Below are 15697 nucleotides of genomic sequence, written 5' to 3'. Positions count from 1 at the left end.
GTATAACTGTCGGGCGTATCCGCATGGGTGGCTCTGCTGGTCAAGAGATGGCAGGGGTGTTTCGGTTTTCCCTCTATAACGATGAATTCACAAGGAAACGATTTTATGAATAAATCAGAACTGATTGATGCAGTAGCGGCTAAGTCCGGCCTGACGAAAGCTGATACTGATCGTGCATTTAAAGCGTTCGTCGAATGCATTTCTGAAGCATTGGCCAAAAATGACCAGGTTGCTCTGGTTGGCTTTGGTACTTTCCTGGTGCGTGAGCGTCAGGAGCGTTCTGGCCGCAATCCGCGTACTGGAGAATCCATTCAAATCGCTTCTGCAAAAATTCCTGCATTTAAAGCTGGTAAAGCTCTAAAGGATGCAGTAAACTAGTGCCCTTTCCAACGACGGGTAGTTAGCTCAGTTGGTAGAGCGTCGCCCTTACAAGGCGAATGTCGGGGGTTCGAGCCCCTCACTACCCACCATCGTTGAAAATTTTCCTTATGCGGAGCGGTAGTTCAGTTGGTTAGAATATCGGCCTGTCACGCCGAGGGTCGCGGGTTCGAGTCCCGTCCGCTCCGCCACTTTTCTCTCGAAAAAGATGCCTCAGTGGCATCTTTTTTATTGCTCTCATTGCTTCGGAGCGGTAGTTCAGTTGGTTAGAATACCGGCCTGTCACGCCGGGGGTCGCGGGTTCGAGTCCCGTCCGCTCCGCCAACTTTTCCCATTTCCTCACCTGTTTTCTTCCTGTATGATTGCCTCTCTGCGCTCGTGGGGCGTGCGCGATATTTATCCATTAACATACTGACAAAAACGTAACAAGCTCATGCTACAAACGATTCATGACAAAGCCAAAGGTTGGGTTGCCTATACTATCGTAGGTCTCATTGCGATTCCGTTTGCTCTGTTTGGCATCAACCAGTATTTTGAAGGTGGCGGCAAGCTGGTCGCTGCCACGGTTAACGGTGAAGAAGTGTCTGTACAGGCAGTACAGAATACGCTGTTGGAACTGAAGCAACAGTTTGGTGGGCAGCTTCCCCCCGGTATGGATGATTCTGTACTGAAAAACAGCGCCTTGGAGTCTGTGGTCAACCAGACATTGCTCCAGCAAAAAATTCGCGAAGGCGGCTACCGTGCCAGTAACCAGGAAGTGCAGGAAGCCATTGCACAGATTCCTGCGTTCCAGAAAGATGGCAAGTTTGATCTGGAAACATACAAAAACTTCCTGAAAATGCAGCGCCGTGATGAAGCCGGGTTTGAGTTCCAGGTGCGTGATGACCTTTCCCAGCAACAGTTGCGCGGTGCAGTGCTGGATACTGCATTCTTGCCCAAGGCTGAAGCTGAACAGTATCAGGCATTACGCAACCAGCAGCGCGAATTGGAAGTTTTTACCCTTAAAGCGGCTGACTTTCAGTCACAGGTCAAGGTCAGTGATGAGCAGATTGCCCAGTACTATGAGCAAAACAAAGCTTCGTTCATGACCGAAGAAAAAGTCCAGTTGGCTTATCTGGAAATCAAGCGGGATGCTTTGGCATCGGCTGTGACGGTTGATGACAACACCTTGAAAAACTGGTTTGAAGATAATGCTGACCAGTACATAAAACCTGAAGAGTATGTTACCAGTCACATTCTGGTCAGCGTGTCTGATCCTGCCAAGGATGCAGCCGCAAAACAAAAGATTGATACCTTGTATGCTGATTTGCAAGCAGGCAAGCGTACCTTTGAAGACATTGCCCGTACTGATTCTGATGACAAACCAAGCGCTGAAAAAGGTGGTTTGATCGGTAGTGTGGTTGCTGGTGAGTGGGGAGCCGAGTTTGAAAAAGCCGTGTTTGCCTTGAAAGCGGGTGAAACTTCGGCGCCGGTCAAGACTGAAGCAGGTTATGAAATCATCAAAGTGACGGAAATCAAACCTGCCATCCAGAAAACTTTTGAGGAAGTTCGTGCCGATGTTAGTGCTGATTACCGCAAGGAACAGGCTGACAAGGCATTCACCGAAAAGGCTGAGACACTGGGGCGTTTGGCTTATGAACAGGATGGTGATCTTGCGCCCGCTGCCAAGGAACTGGGGTTGTCTGTCCAGCAAACTGACTGGGTAACTCGTGCAAGCGGGCAGGGTATTGCCGGAAATGAAAAAGTCCGTACAGCAGCCTTTGATGCCGATGTACAAGCAGGCAAGAATTCTGACCTGCTGGAACTGGAGGATGGTCATGCTGCGGTAATCCGCACGGTAAACAAGGAAGCTGCTACACAGAAGCCACTGGATGCTGTGCGTGAAGAAATCCGTACTAGTCTGCTAGCTACAGAAGCCCGCAAATTGACTGCGCAAAAAGGTGAAGAACTACTGAAAAAGCTGGTGGAAACGCAAGCCTGGAGTGCCATTACTGCTTCTGCTTTGGGTAGTGAAGCCGCTGTCGAAAAACTGGGATTGGTGGGGCGCACCGACAACAAATTGATGCCGGAAGTTGCCAGTCAGGCATTTGCCATGAATCACCCGCAAGCTGGCAAGACCACTTGGGCAAGTGTTGCCTTGGGTAATGGAGACTATGCGCTGATTGCCCTCAAGTCCGTCAAACCAGGTGACACTAAACTGGATGCTGGAGCCAACAGCATTTACAACCAAACAGTTGGACAACGTGAATTGGGTGCGATGCTGCAAGGACTGAGGGAATCCGCCGAGATTGTCCTGCACCCTGAGAACCTGTAACGGGGTATGAAAGTCCATCTGAAAGCGCTGGGCTGTCGCCTGAACGAGGCAGAACTCGAACAATGGTCACAGGAGTTCCGTTCTGCCGGGCATGAAATTGTCCCGAGTGTGCCTGATGCCGATGTACTGGTGTTGAATACCTGTGCAGTGACCAGCGATGCTTCCGGGAAATCACGCCGCCTGATGCATCGGTTGTATCGGGAAAATCCGCAAGCCCGACTGGTGGTAAGCGGTTGCTATGCCACGTTGCAAGCAAACGAAGTGGCAGATGCGATGGGTGTCGATCTGGTTATTCCCAATGCCGAAAAAGACCGTTTGCCGCAGACAGTCATGCAGCGCTTCGAGCTGCCAGTGATGCCTGTCATGGCAACCGAGCCGGGTGAGTCACCACTCTTTATGCGTGGACGGCAGCGGGCATTCATCAAGATTCAGGATGGTTGTCGTTATCGTTGCACTTTCTGCATCGTGACGGTTGCGCGTGGTGACGAGCGCAGCCGTAGTGAAACCGAGATCATCAACGAGATCAATGTATTACATCAGCAAGGTGTGCAAGAAGCAGTCCTGACAGGTGTGCATGTTGGTGGTTATGGCAGCGACATCGGTAGCTCACTGTATGCACTGGTGCAGCGTATCCTGCAAGAAACCGATATACCGCGTTTGCGTTTTGCTTCGGTTGAGCCGTGGGATTTGCCGGATGATTTCTTCAGCCTGTTTGCTAATCCTCGTTTGATGCCACACATGCACCTACCGTTGCAAAGTGGGGCGGATTCCGTGCTACGGCGTATGGCAAGACGTTGCAAGACTGCCGAATTTGCTGCTCTGGTCGCCGAAGCCCGCCGGGCTGTGCCGGGGTTTAATGTAACAACGGATATTATTGTCGGGTTTCCAGGTGAAACCGAAACAGAGTGGCAGGAAACGCTGGCCTATGTGGAGTCAGTTGGTTTTGGTCACATGCACATTTTTACCTATTCGGCCCGTGAAGGAACCAAGGCAGCCCGCTTGCCAGACCCGGTAGCGGATGCTGTCAAGAAACAGCGTAGCCAGAGCTTGCATGTGGTGGGGGAACGCATGAAGCAGGACTGGTTGCAAGCACAGGTCGGGCAAGTGGTTCCGGTCTTGTGGGAATACGCCCGTGAAACTTCAGGCGGACAGCGGATTTATACCGGCTATACTCCTAACTACTATAAGGTTACGGTATCAGTGGCAGATAATGTGTTGCTGGAAAACCGAATCACTTCAACCCGCTTACAAAGTGTGGATACAAGTGAGAGTGTTCTTTGCGGGAGGATGGAAGACGATGAAACGTAGTATGTGGCTGACATTGCAGGCGTTATTACTAACAGTGCTATTGTCTGGCTGTATCTTTTCTTCGGAATCACAACAGGCACGCGATGTGGCAGACAAGTTCTGGCAGGCCGTATTGAGCGAAGACATGGAAACAGCCAAGGATCTGGTGACATGGGAGAGTGCCCAATACCTTCAGTATCTGGATAGCAAAAGTATTGCTGCCCAGCGTTTTGAGACGGGCGAAATCAAGATTCAGGATAATACGGCTGAAGTTGCTACTGTCCTGTACGGTGGTGAGAAAGGTGATATGGTCATTCCTGTGCGTACCATCCTGGTGCGGGGGAAGGATAAATGGCAGGTAGATGTACAAAAGACCATGGGTTCGATGGTCAGTGGTGCAATGGGGGCTGTCGTTGATCAGCTCAACACCTTCATGCAGGAAGGCTTGCGTGATCTGGACAAGGCATTGTCCGATAGTGTTAATGAATTAAACAAGAGCCTCAAGCAAGGGGTTGAACAGTTGCAGAAAGATCTGACAGTTCCCCCACCGCCACAACCAGCATCACCCACTGAGCCTTCAAGCAAACAAGCAATTTAAGAACAAAAAACAACCAAAAAGCCGGTTTTTTAACCGGCTTTTTTTTTGTTTGCAATATGATTGAACTATTCTGTTGTCTGCCTGATCCAACAGTAAGTGAATTTTTGTATCAATATGTTAAGGGTGGGTTGTCTGTGTGGGCAATTCAACGGATACTTGTAGCAAGCTACCCGTATAAAGGTGAAAACTGCCTTTTTGTCAGTCGTTTACTGGCTGATAAATAAAGATGTGTTATGGTGCTTGCGTATTGTTTAGAGGTTCGGTGTAGCGCGTTCACGATAATGCGCAGGTGTCAACTAATATAATCATGCCGGAAAGCCCCATGCCAAAACTAGTTATCAAACAGCAGCTTCCACCGCCATCTGCGCAGGACAAGCTGGCAGCACTTATCCAAAAGGTTCTTCCTGTTGTACTGGTTTTTCTGGTCTTGTCGACAGCGGTTGCCTTTTATATGTCGGTGGGCACAGTCAGTAACAAGACGGAAACAGCCAAGCCCGCAGCCGATGTTCCAGTTTCACAGAAACAGCAAGACAAGCCCGTGCAGGATGCTCCCGTACAAGATGCTGCTGCCACCCAGTCTGTAGGTGGTGCAGACAAGATACCCGCGACTGATGCCGAAACAGGTTTGCCTCCTGGGGTGCAATTGCCGCCGGGGGTTTGCCCGTTGTTTGGGCCGGGAGCCGCTTCCTGCAAACCAGACAAAGAAGACAAGTAGGCAGTACTGGGTTTATTCCATATCCAGAATATGCTTCCATTCTGACGGGGCGACGGGCATGACGGAAAGCCGGTTGCCCTTGCGTACCAGCGGCATATCTGCCAATACCTGTTCTTCCTTGAGTTCTGCCAGACTGATGGTACGTTGCAGTTTGCGTACAAATTTCACATCTACCCGATACCAGCGTGGCTGGGTTGGGTCGCTTTTGGGGTCGTAGTATTTGGCTTCGGGGTCGAAGGCGCTGTCATCCGGGTAGCCTGCCGTGGCGATTTCAGCAATACCAACAATACCGGGCATTTCACAGTTGGAGTGGTAAAATAATACCTGATCCCCGATCTGCATTTGATCCCGCATCATGTTGCGAGCCTGATAATTGCGTACCCCATCCCATGGCTCGGTTCCCACTGTTGCCAGATCGTCGATACCAAATACGTCAGGTTCTGTTTTCATTAGCCAGTATTGCATGGAACTCCCTCAGGTTTTCTCGGGGCTAATCTGTTGTAGGGTGTAACGTGCAGCCCCTGTATTCATGTGTTCTACCATCCAGGGTAGCAATTCCTGCATCTGTTTACCCAGTACCCACGGTGGATTGATGACAAACATGCCACTGCCGGTCATACCCAGCTTGTTGCTGTCCTCCTGTGGGCATAATTCGATTTGCAGGATGTCAGGAATCTGACTGGCTTGTAATTTACGGCTCATTTGTTGTACCCGCTGGCGATCTATCACCGGATACCACAACAGGTAAGTGCCGGTAGCAAAGCGTTTGTATGCCTTGAGCAAGGTTTCAATGACCAGTGTGTAGTCTGTTTTCAGCTCGTAGGATGGATCAATCAGAGTGACAGCACGACGTGGAGTAGGGGGAAGAAGGCCGATCAACCCTGTCAGACCATCCTGTTTGTTGATGCGTACCCGTTTGTCATCGCCCAGTTGCTTATGCAGGTGCTGATAGTCGGCGGGGTGTAGCTCGAACAAGTGCAATGCATCGGTTTTACGCAGTAGCTGTGCAGCCAGCCAAGGTGAACCGGGGTAATGTTTAAGAGTGTTGTCCGGGTTGGCTTGGCGGATCAGGTCGATATACCTGCTTGCACATGCAGGGATTTCTGCTGCTTGCCAGATGGGCTGGATGCCTGCATCAAATTCACGGTTTTTCTGGGCTTCTGCACTGTTTAGCCGGTAAAAACCGCTGCCTGCATGGGTGTCGATGTACCAGAAGGGTTTGTCTTTTTGACAGTAATAGTCAAGTGTCAGACTAAGGGTTAGGTGTTTGAGAACATCGGCATGGTTGCCTGCATGGAAAGCGTGGCGGTAACTGAGCAAGGTAGTGGATTCCGCAAACAGAAACGGGAAACAGGGACGGATTTTATTCGTCCCTGCGGTGGGTGCTGCTTACTTGGCAGGCCCTGGTGTTGCTGGAGCAGCAGTTGCGGCTGCATTACTGCTAGCCTCTGGTGCAGGAGCTGCTACTGGAGACGCTGGTACTGCTGGGGTTGCAGCAGGCGCAGGTGCTGCCGGAGCAGCAGGAGCCGGGGTTACTGGCTTGGCAGGTGCTGTCGTACCTGGTGCAACAGGTGCTGCTGGTGGTGTTGGCGGCAGCATGGAAGGTGGCAAGTTCATGCCGGGTTGCATCCCGAATGGTGCTACCGGGCGTGGAGGACGCGGATAGTTGTTGTTGCCCCAGCCCATATTGGGGAAGTTCGGGCCGTTGTTCCAGGACGGTCCATTGTTCCAGCCCATGTTTGGGCCGTTGTTCCAAGGGGTGTTGTTGCCCCAGAATGGCATGTTCGGGCCATTGTTCCATGGCGCATTGTTGCCCCATACTGGGCCGTTGTTCCAGTTGAATGGCATTTTCGAGCCATTGCCCCAGGATGGGCCATTGCTCCAGCCCATGTTCGGGCCGCCACCCCAGGACGGGCCATTGCCCCAGTTGAAGCCGTTGCCAGGACCATTGCCCCACGACTGGTTGTTACCCCAGTTCATGTTAGGGCTCCAGTCAAAGTTGTCAAAGCCCCAACCACCTGCGCTGACGCTGCCTGCGGCGCTTGCCAGCAAAATGCCTGCGATCATTTTTTTCATGGTGTCTGTTCCCTTCCTAATCGGTCTCGCTAACACAAAACAGGCCGGATAAACCGGCCTGTCGAGTATAACTGTTCTGGCTGAAATCAGTTAGTTTTTGCAGCCGGGCCAGGTGTTACTGCTGGAGCAACAGGAGCTGGAGGCGGAGCCATCATCGGAGCGCCCATTGGCGGCATTGGAGCCAGCATTGGTGCACCCATTGGCGGCATTGGAGCCATGCCAGGAGGAAGCATCATCGGTTGCTGTGCATAAGGCATTGGAGACATCCCTGGTGCGCCATAAGGCATAACAGGGTAGTTGTTGTTGCCCATGAATGGCATACCGCCGAAGTTGTTATTGTTACCCATGAATGGCATACCGCCCATGAAATCTTCGTCATCGTCATCGAAGCTGTTCATCATTTCGTCCATCCAGTACATGGGAGTCCATTCTGGCCAATCGCTTTCTTCATAGTAAGGGCCGTAAGGACCCATTTTCCATTCGCCGTTATTTCCACCAAAGAAATCGCCTGCACTTGCAGTGGCAGACAATACCAGCAGGCTCAAACCAACGATTAATTTTTTCATCTCAAAGCTCTCCTGTGCGGTTATCTCGTATCAGCTCACCATCTGGCTGATCATGGAAATACTATATCAGTATATTCTAATATTGTCTAGTACTGAATAGCGAAAAACCGGACTCGGTACAGGCTGAATTCAGCGGTACATCCCAGGGCTGACGCAACAGGGCATTAGCTTGCTGGAAAGCATAGGCATAACCGCTCAAGTGTGGGCGTGGCTGATGGGCGAGGGTGCGTTTGAAAGCAAAAGTACGGTCATAGAATCCCCCGCCCATGCCCATGCGTGTGCCGGTGTGGTCAAAGGCAACCAGCGGGGTAATGACCAGATCCAGCCAGCGGGCGGGTCGGCTGCGGGCGTAGCAGATACGGGGTTCGGGAATCTGGAAACGGTTGTGGCGGAAGCGGGTATGTTGATCCCAGTGGATAAACCACAAGCGCTGGTCGCGGAAAGGGGACAAAACCGGCAGGTAAAAATGCTGACGGGGTAGTGCCCAGGTGCGCAGGCTGCGTGGATCAGCTTCGCCCCGTACCGGGATGTACAAGGCAATGTGGATGGCTTTACGGAAGTGTGCGTTGCCATGCAGGTGACGAGCAATCTGCTGCGAGAGCCGTTGTTGCTGTTTGCCCGGCAAGGCAGCACGTTGCTGACGGATGTTACGGCGTAGTGTCGCCGGGCTGGAAACTGGCTGGGACATTCGGGTCTTGTAGGCAGAAGCGGAAAGAAATATCTTCAACCCGCAGTTCTTCCCCCGGAATCAGGGTACGTGTCAGGCGGGAATTGGACATGCCGATTTCCTGCATACTATAAAGACCCGCAGCATTTGGCTCAATCAGGATTTGCCCATTACGCCGGTTGCCCAATACCACCCGTTCCTGTTGCAAGGGAATGATGTAACCCGAGCGTTTGCCATTGAGGATTTGCAGCCAATACTGGTAGGTCGCATCCATCAGTTTGGGATGTACGCTGAGCCTGCGAATCTGGCTATCCACACTCTGGTCAGACTCGAACTGGATGTGGTATTTGCCCAGCCCAATGGTGTCACCGTCTTCCAGCAAATGCCGGTCAACCAGTTGCTGGTTGACGTAAGTGCCATTGGTACTGTCAAGGTCTTCCAGAAAGCAATCATCGCGCACCACAGTAATGCGGGCGTGGCGGTTGCTGATGGTGCGGTCAGGCAGGCTGATTTCACAGTGGTTGTTGCGTCCAAACGTAAGGCTGGTTCCCTTGATCGGAACCCGTTTGATCACCTGTTTTTCCAGTATGACGACCAGTTGGGACATGACAAGTTACCTCATGCGCGGATACTGATACGCTCGCCGACCTTGACGGTGGTAGAACGCTTGCTGTTGTGTTTCATCAATGCCTGTACGCTTGTGCCGTGTTTCATGGCAATGGTTTGCAGGGTATCACCCTTGCGGACAGTATGTGTCTTGTGCTTGTTGCTGGCGTAATGGGCTTTTTTGCCAGTACGTGTAGTTGCCAGCCTGTTATAGCCGCCGGATGATTTGCGTGCCAGTGTGCGTGTACTGACGGAAGCAGCGGGCATGGCGTTGACCGCATCCACCAGTTGCTGGGCATGGCTGCGCGGTACAATGATGCGCCCGGAATACTGGGGAATAGCGATACCAGTACGGAAACCGGGGTTCAGGTGCGTCAGTTGGTGACTGTCCAGCCCGACTTGCTGAGCCAGTGCTTGCAGGTCAACCGGCTTGTCGACATGCAGGAATGCCAGGCGGGCGTGGTTGGGCGTATCCGGTAGGGTAATGCCATAGCGCTGGGCATTGCCAATCAGCTCCTTGAAAGCCAGCAGGCGTGGTACGTATTCACGGGTTTCACGCGGCAGCGAGGTCAAATGCCAGAAACTGGTGGGCAAGCCTTGTCGGCGGTTGCGCTCGATTTCTTTTTGTACCCGACCTTCCCCACAGTTGTAGGCAGCGAGTGCCAACAACCAGTCACCGTTGAAATCCTTGTTCAGTTTTTGTAAGTAATCCATCGCAGCACCAGTGGCGGCAAACGGGTCGAGCCGTGCATCATAAGCGCTGGATTGTTGCAGGCCATACAGCCGCCCGGTGGAGGGGATGAACTGCCATAAACCGGCAGCACCGGCATGAGAAAATACGTCCGGGTCGAAGGCACTTTCCACGAAGGGTAGCAGTGCTAGTTCGGTAGGCATGTTGCGCTGATCCAGTTCATGCACAATCATGTGCAGGAATACGCTGGCGCGTTCCGACAGCATGGTCAGTTTTTCCGGGTGTTGCCCGTAATAGTGGATGAAACGCTGTACTTGTGGATTGCCAGTGTGACCATTCAGCTCGAATCCTTGGAAAACCCGATCCCAGGTATTGAAATCAGGGGCGACGCTGGCCGGTTGGGCTTGTTCCTGGCCTGTTGAAGGTCTGTGCAAGGCAGCTTTCTGGAATTTATAGCCATATTGTGCTGTGGTTGCCCTGTTCAGGCGTTTGTCTGCATGGTCGGGTTTGAAATTGGCAAAAAGCAGATCGTCGCTATTGGTGCTGGTTCGTGCGTCTGCTTTTGTCATGTTGCTGGAGCAGCCCGAACCGGTAAACATGGCAATAACGGATGTGGCAAGAAACGCATACGTGCTGGTTTTCATTATTGTTTTACCCTGTAAGCCTGTTGTTGTTATGTAAGCCCCGATTTCATCGCTATAATTAGGCGGGTATGCCGTACATTCGGTCAAACAGCCAAGCCATAAGTTTTTTATAATCAGGCGATGTGAGCCGAATATAATACTTACTCCCTTCATGAACAAGGAAAAACCGCTGAACGTCATCTTCCAGACAGCATCAAAGCCAGCCGGGGTGCAAGCGTGCAGGCACTGGTATGCCACTGTTTCCGGTCAGGCTACCTTGGCGCGGGTACAGGAACTGGTGACAGGCATGACGGCTGACGTGTTTGGTTATTATGCACTGGAAACGGGTGTCCTGACCGGGATGCAGCCCTTCCTGCAAGAATCACGCATTGCCAGCCGTTTCGCTTTGGGTATGGTGCAAGGCGAACAAAACAGTGTGCTTGGCTCGCCCGAGCAACTGCCGTTTGCTTTCCAGAATCTGGATCTGGTGGTTGCCAGCCATGCGCTGGATTGTACCCGCCAGCCGCATCAGGTCTTGCGTGAAATTGAGCGGGTACTGGTTCCTGAAGGGCACTGTATCCTGATTGGCTTTAACCCGTTCAGTTTCAAGGGGCTGGGTAGTTTGCGCCATTTCCACCAGCGCAAGGATGGACCATGCCATTTCTACAGCACCTATCGGGTGCGCGAGTGGTTGCATGTGCTGGGGTTTGAAGTGCGGTCAACAGTGACAGCCGGTTTTAGCCCGGCGTTGGGTGGTGAATGCACCTTTCAGCGTACCCGTTGGCTGGAGCGTCTGGGCGCACGCTGGCATCTGGCAACGGGTAATGTTTATATTATTCACGCCCAGAAAAAGGTTTCCAACATGACGCTATTGCCTGCTTCCCGGATGCCTGCGCGTGTGTTGCGCCCCGGTATGGTGGTGAATCCGGGAGCAGGGCGTATTTCCCCGCAGGAACGTAATGATGCCGAATAACGTAGTTGAAATTTTTACCGATGGTGCTTGCCGTGGCAATCCAGGGCCGGGTGGCTGGGGCGCATTGCTGCGTTACAACGGGCAGGAGCGCGAGCTGTATGGTTATCAGCCAGATACTACCAATAACCAGATGGAACTGATGGCGGCTATTCAGGCGCTGGAAACCCTGACCCGCCCTTGTCAGGTGAGCCTGACGACCGATTCCCAATATGTGCGGCAGGGTATTACCGAATGGCTGGCAGGCTGGAAACGCAAAGGCTGGAAAACCGCAGCAGGCAAGCCGGTCAAGAATCAGGAACTGTGGCAACGACTGGATGCTGCGGCGGCTTGTCATCAGGTTGCCTGGCACTGGGTCAAGGGACACAGTGGGCACGACGAAAACGAGCGGGTAGACCAGCTTGCCAACAAAGCGATTGACGAGAAGAAAACATGAGCCGCCAGATTATCCTCGATACGGAAACTACCGGGCTAGACCCCAAAGAAGGCCACCGCATCATCGAAATCGGTTGCGTGGAAATGCTTAACCGGCGTCTGACTGGCAAAAATTTCCATCAATACCTGCAACCTGACCGTACCATTGATGCTGAAGCAGAGGCTGTCCATGGCATCAGTAATGCTTTCCTTGCCGACAAACCGCGCTTTGAAGACATTGTGGAAGACTTGCTGGCCTATTTACGCGGGGCGGAACTGATCATCCACAACGCACCTTTCGATATTGGTTTCCTCAACCATGAACTGCAACTGGTTGACCCTGCCTACCAGACCATGACCGACTATTGCACGGTGACGGATACGCTGGTGATGGCGCGGCAGATGTTCCCCGGTCAACGTGCCAGTCTGGATGCGCTCTGCAAGCGTTACGAAATCAACAACGCCCACCGTACCCTGCACGGCGCGTTGCTGGACGCGGAGATTCTGGCAGATGTTTATCTTGCCATGACCGGTGGGCAGGTCAGCCTGCTGCTGGGGGCGGAAGATCGTACTGCCCAGTCCGGGGGGGGCAGTGCTGGTCGCCGCATAACTCAGGATGTCAGCCGTTTGCGTGTGATCAGTGCCAGTGCGGAAGAATTGGCGGCTCATGCGGAACGGGTGGCAGCGATTACCAAAGCGGCGGGCAAGTGCCTGTTCGAGGCTTGATCTGTGGTTAGCGTGGTGTAACCGGATACACCGCTGCAAATGGTTCGCCTGCATTCATGCGCTGGATCAGTACCAACAGCCCCTGATTTCCCGCTGTCGCCAGCCAGTTGCGCACCGCATGACCTGCGGCTGTGTAGACCGGGCTGACGCCCATCCCGCCTGCAATCTGTCTGGCTTGCACTTGTTGTTGGTAGAAATTGACGGCATCCATCCACTGCGGCAAGGTGCGGAGACCCTGCAACTCGCCATCACCGGGGCGGGGCAGGTTGGCCGTCAGCAGGTATTGCCAGGCATTTTCCGAATATTCCGGCTCCTGGCTGATGGCAACTGCCAGCCCTTCGTTGAACCATTGCGGCAGTTGTTGCCAGGCGCGGGGTGTCATGCGGCTGAACAGTTCCACATGCGCCCATTCGTGGGCAATGAAATGCCAGTTCAGACCCGCAGGTGACAACAGGATGCGGTCGTCGAGGGCTTCGGCATTGGAGCCATAGGTTCCGCCTAGGTGGATGTAACAGTTGGCGGTGACGCAGGCGTAAACGGGCGGACGGCTACGCACTGAGCCGTACATTGTGCTGATAGCACGTTCCGCTTCCGCTAGGGTTTGAATCAGGCGGGTGCGGGTCATGGTATCCATCGCCGGTTCGACGTAGATGTTGGGGGCAATGGCTTGCAACCCGGCATCGCTGGCATCGGGCAGGGTGTTGCAGCCACCCACTAGCAAAGCCAGCAATAGCGTCAGAATGGGTAATTGGCGCATGATTTTCCCCCTATGATTATGCCCGGATTTTCAGTGATGTTATCAGCGTATGGAACGTTTGACTGGTTGTTTTTCCTTATGACAAATATGCCATAATTCCGTTCACTCCCCGGCTTTATTCAGCTCTGGCAACATGCTGATTCAGACGATGCGTGCTAAAACCGCACTGCTGGATGACAGCAATACTTTTGAGGGCTGCCCATTCCTTGGTGTAGTGTTGCCCCAACCATTCCACTCCGAACTACCCCTCACCCCCTAGCCCCCTCTCCCTCAAGGGGCGAGGGGGAACAAGAAAAGTGATCTCTTAGCCCCTCTCCCCTTGAGGGACGCCCCCTCAGGGGGCTGGGTGAGGGGTAACAGCGAAGCCGCAGAGGGGGGAGCCATACTTTTGTTTGCACCTATTTTGGGGATTCCCTGTAGGCGGGGCTGGTAGCGTTGATGCACAAATCCACGGGCGACCAGTTCCCGCTCCGATTCGTCGAGAATACCTCCCCCACGGGCGAGGGAGGCAGACGAGACAATCAGTCTTCCTTGTATTCCTTGTGGCAAGCCTTGCAGGATTCGCCAACCTTGCCAAATTGCGGCTTGATGGCTGCCATGTCGCCACCTTTGGCAACTTCAGCCAGTGACGCAGCTTCTACCTGGAACGTTTCCATTTTCTTCTTGAAGTCATCCATGTTTTTCCAGATGGCATCCTTGGCTTCGGTTTCGCCCATATCGCTGCCCTCAATGAAGCCATTGATAGGGAACTTGCTCAGGGCTGCAACCGCTTCGGCATTTTTGGCGAAGGCTTCCGCGTTGAACTCTTTTTCACCCTTGACCATCGCTGCCATCGGGCCGAAATGGTATTTGATCATGCTAAAAGCACCTTGGCGGTACTCGATAGCCATTTCTTCCGGGGATTTTTGTTCGTCAGCGATAGCGGTGGAAACGACAGCGATGCTGGTGGCTGCAAGCGTGATAGCCAGGGTTTTTTGGAACAGATTCATTCTGTTGGCTCCTTTTATAGTGCATGGTTAAAAAATTTTGTCATTGGACTGCCTATCTTCGCAATTTGTGCCGCAGTTTTTCAATAAAAGCGTAGCAAGGCGAGTAGTAATTAAAAATCGGTGTCAATTTGCCATTGAAAGTACGCTTGAAACGGTTGATGCCCTGCATCATCGGCTCGCTGGCATTCTGTACATAGCCGCCCCAATCATAAGTATGGTAGCCGTGCGCCTTGAAATGGCGCATTCCTTGCCAGTGCAGGCAACGGTTGGCAAACCCGCTGGCGCGACGCATGTCCTCATTATCCCGATATGCCAGCGAACTGGCAGAAATCAGCAGGTTGACTGTCCCTGTTACAGGTGACACCAGATACAAATGGCATATGACAGGTTTGCCCTGATAGTCACTGCTGAACAGGCAGTACTGCCCTGTGCCAATGGCTTCTGCGTCTTTTACCGTAAACAGTGACATGCCGCGTGAATCGGCAAAGGCATTGTACAGCGGTATGAAATCTTCCAGCCGGGTCGCCATATTGATGCTGAAACGCCCATCCTGCTCACCGCGCCGGATCTGGCTGCGAGCATCCTTGGAAAAATGCTGGAAAATGCGCTCTTCCTCAGGGGTGAGGTCAGTCAGCAGAGTATGACGGTATTCCGTCTGAAAAAAACGCGGACAGGTTGGGGAATAACAATCCATGTACGCGGTGGGTAACAAATAATCTGCCCAGCCCGGCGAATCTGGCTGGCTGAAATAATATTTGCGGATGGGTATGCCAAATTTTTTTTGTATGATGAGCATGGCCTGTTTGTCTTGTATGAATGGGCTACACTGTTGCTCATGATAACAAATTGGAGACACAAGTCATGCGCCGATGGATTGCCCTGTTTGCTGTAATGCTGCTGGCTTTGTCCAGCACTGTAGTCAGTGCCCGTGAAAAGCCGCACCTGATTGACCTGACTACCGAAACCTGCCTGGAAAACAATGCCTCAACTGCCGGGATGCTGGAATGCTACACCCGTGCTGAACGGGAGTGGGATGGTGAACTCAACCGCGTTTACAAGCAGTTGCAAGGTCAGCTCAAACCCAAGGCGCAGGATGCGCTGAAACAGGCGCAACGCGCTTGGATTGCCCAACGTGACAAGGAATTTGAACTGATCAACGTGATAAATGAGCAGATGGAAGGCACGATGTGGATTCCAGTCATGGCGGGAAAACGCACCGATGTGGTCAAAGCAAGAACACTGGCATTACAGTCTTATTTGAACCTGCTCAAAGAGAGTGCCCAATAAACGCCTGAAGGGTGTGACCGGAAGTGATGCTCT

19 protein-coding genes and 3 tRNA genes are annotated in these 15697 nt (G+C 52.7%); 12 read left to right on the top strand and 10 right to left on the bottom strand.

Features of this window, described 5'->3' with window-relative positions:
• The first annotated feature begins 105 nt into the window (after window positions 1-105).
• The 8 genes from B2U47_RS03900 to B2U47_RS03865 all read left to right on the top strand — a co-directional run bounded on the left by B2U47_RS03900 (window position 106) and on the right by B2U47_RS03865 (window position 5292).
• On the top strand, window positions 106-378 hold the full coding sequence (locus B2U47_RS03900; protein WP_296676577.1) for an HU family DNA-binding protein: 273 nt from the start codon (window positions 106-108) through the stop codon (window positions 376-378).
• 16 nt (window positions 379-394) lie between these two features.
• Window positions 395-470, top strand: a tRNA-Val gene (locus B2U47_RS03895).
• 22 nt (window positions 471-492) lie between these two features.
• Window positions 493-569, top strand: a tRNA-Asp gene (locus B2U47_RS03890).
• A gap of 56 nt (window positions 570-625) precedes the next feature.
• Window positions 626-702, top strand: a tRNA-Asp gene (locus tag B2U47_RS03885).
• A 109-nt stretch (window positions 703-811) separates the two neighbouring features.
• On the top strand, window positions 812-2692 hold the full coding sequence (locus B2U47_RS03880) for a SurA N-terminal domain-containing protein (RefSeq protein ID WP_296676574.1): 1881 nt from the start codon (window positions 812-814) through the stop codon (window positions 2690-2692).
• 6 nt (window positions 2693-2698) lie between these two features.
• The gene (mtaB, locus tag B2U47_RS03875; RefSeq protein ID WP_296676570.1) at window positions 2699-4000 is read left to right on the top strand and encodes a tRNA (N(6)-L-threonylcarbamoyladenosine(37)-C(2))-methylthiotransferase MtaB; all 1302 of its coding nucleotides are present in this window, start codon (window positions 2699-2701) and stop codon (window positions 3998-4000) included.
• On the top strand, window positions 3990-4577 hold the full coding sequence (locus B2U47_RS03870; protein ID WP_296676569.1) for a hypothetical protein: 588 nt from the start codon (window positions 3990-3992) through the stop codon (window positions 4575-4577). Before mtaB ends, B2U47_RS03870 begins: the two co-directional genes overlap by 11 nt.
• 322 nt (window positions 4578-4899) lie before the next feature.
• Window positions 4900-5292 (top strand): hypothetical protein, encoded by a 393-nt coding sequence (locus B2U47_RS03865; RefSeq protein WP_296676566.1) that lies wholly within the window; start codon window positions 4900-4902, stop codon window positions 5290-5292.
• 12 nt (window positions 5293-5304) lie between these two features.
• Here B2U47_RS03865 and B2U47_RS03860 read toward each other — a convergent pair whose 3' ends face one another.
• The 7 genes from B2U47_RS03860 to B2U47_RS03830 all read right to left on the bottom strand — a co-directional run bounded on the left by B2U47_RS03860 (window position 5305) and on the right by B2U47_RS03830 (window position 10542).
• Window positions 5305-5757, bottom strand: coding sequence for an EVE domain-containing protein (locus B2U47_RS03860; protein WP_296683044.1), 453 nt, complete (start codon window positions 5755-5757; stop codon window positions 5305-5307).
• Window positions 5758-5766: 9 nt separating this feature from the next.
• Window positions 5767-6612 carry a 23S rRNA (adenine(2030)-N(6))-methyltransferase RlmJ gene (locus B2U47_RS03855; protein ID WP_296676561.1) on the bottom strand — a complete coding sequence of 282 codons (846 nt, stop codon included), beginning with the start codon at window positions 6610-6612 and terminating at the stop codon, window positions 5767-5769.
• 69 nt (window positions 6613-6681) lie between these two features.
• Window positions 6682-7368, bottom strand: coding sequence for a hypothetical protein (locus B2U47_RS03850; RefSeq protein ID WP_296676558.1), 687 nt, complete (start codon window positions 7366-7368; stop codon window positions 6682-6684).
• 86 nt (window positions 7369-7454) lie between these two features.
• A complete protein-coding gene (locus B2U47_RS03845) occupies window positions 7455-7934 on the bottom strand; it encodes a hypothetical protein (protein ID WP_296676556.1) in 480 nt (159 codons plus the stop codon).
• Window positions 7935-8010: 76 nt separating this feature from the next.
• Window positions 8011-8622, bottom strand: a complete 612-nt coding sequence (locus B2U47_RS03840; RefSeq protein WP_296676553.1) for a 5-formyltetrahydrofolate cyclo-ligase — start codon at window positions 8620-8622, stop codon at window positions 8011-8013.
• Entirely contained in the window at window positions 8582-9208 is a 627-nt protein-coding gene (locus B2U47_RS03835; RefSeq protein WP_296676549.1) for an FHA domain-containing protein, read from the bottom strand. The genes B2U47_RS03840 and B2U47_RS03835 overlap by 41 nt, the downstream gene beginning before the upstream one ends.
• An 11-nt stretch (window positions 9209-9219) precedes the next feature.
• Window positions 9220-10542: a transglycosylase SLT domain-containing protein gene (locus B2U47_RS03830; RefSeq protein ID WP_296676548.1), complete on the bottom strand. Its 1323-nt coding sequence runs from the start codon at window positions 10540-10542 to the stop codon at window positions 9220-9222.
• A 151-nt stretch (window positions 10543-10693) separates the two neighbouring features.
• On the opposite strand from B2U47_RS03830, the gene B2U47_RS03825 reads away from it, so the two are divergent.
• Genes B2U47_RS03825 through dnaQ form a run of 3 tightly spaced genes read left to right on the top strand, consistent with a single transcriptional unit; the run spans window position 10694 to window position 12631 of the window.
• Entirely contained in the window at window positions 10694-11494 is an 801-nt protein-coding gene (locus B2U47_RS03825; protein ID WP_296676544.1) for a class I SAM-dependent methyltransferase, read from the top strand.
• Entirely contained in the window at window positions 11484-11927 is a 444-nt protein-coding gene (gene rnhA, locus B2U47_RS03820; protein ID WP_296676542.1) for a ribonuclease HI, read from the top strand. The genes B2U47_RS03825 and rnhA overlap by 11 nt, the downstream gene beginning before the upstream one ends.
• Entirely contained in the window at window positions 11924-12631 is a 708-nt protein-coding gene (gene dnaQ / locus B2U47_RS03815; RefSeq protein WP_296676539.1) for a DNA polymerase III subunit epsilon, read from the top strand. The genes rnhA and dnaQ overlap by 4 nt, the downstream gene beginning before the upstream one ends.
• A 7-nt stretch (window positions 12632-12638) precedes the next feature.
• On the opposite strand, the gene B2U47_RS03810 is transcribed toward dnaQ, so the two are convergent.
• From B2U47_RS03810 to B2U47_RS03800, 3 genes are all read right to left on the bottom strand, one after another.
• Window positions 12639-13388, bottom strand: a complete 750-nt coding sequence (locus B2U47_RS03810) for a hypothetical protein (protein WP_296676537.1) — start codon at window positions 13386-13388, stop codon at window positions 12639-12641.
• Between the two features lie 521 nt (window positions 13389-13909).
• Entirely contained in the window at window positions 13910-14377 is a 468-nt protein-coding gene (locus B2U47_RS03805) for a c-type cytochrome (RefSeq protein ID WP_296676534.1), read from the bottom strand.
• 52 nt (window positions 14378-14429) lie between these two features.
• Window positions 14430-15173, bottom strand: coding sequence for a GNAT family N-acetyltransferase (locus B2U47_RS03800; protein WP_296676531.1), 744 nt, complete (start codon window positions 15171-15173; stop codon window positions 14430-14432).
• Between the two features lie 65 nt (window positions 15174-15238).
• Between B2U47_RS03800 and B2U47_RS03795 the strand changes: the two genes are divergently transcribed.
• On the top strand, window positions 15239-15664 hold the full coding sequence (locus B2U47_RS03795; RefSeq protein ID WP_296676529.1) for a lysozyme inhibitor LprI family protein: 426 nt from the start codon (window positions 15239-15241) through the stop codon (window positions 15662-15664).
• Window positions 15665-15697 lie beyond the last annotated feature (33 nt).

The organism is Thiothrix sp. UBA5583 (genome assembly GCA_002425225.1).
Classification (GTDB): domain Bacteria; phylum Pseudomonadota; class Gammaproteobacteria; order Thiotrichales; family Thiotrichaceae; genus Thiothrix; species Thiothrix moscowensis.
This window is presented reverse-complemented; position numbering and strand designations above follow the sequence as displayed.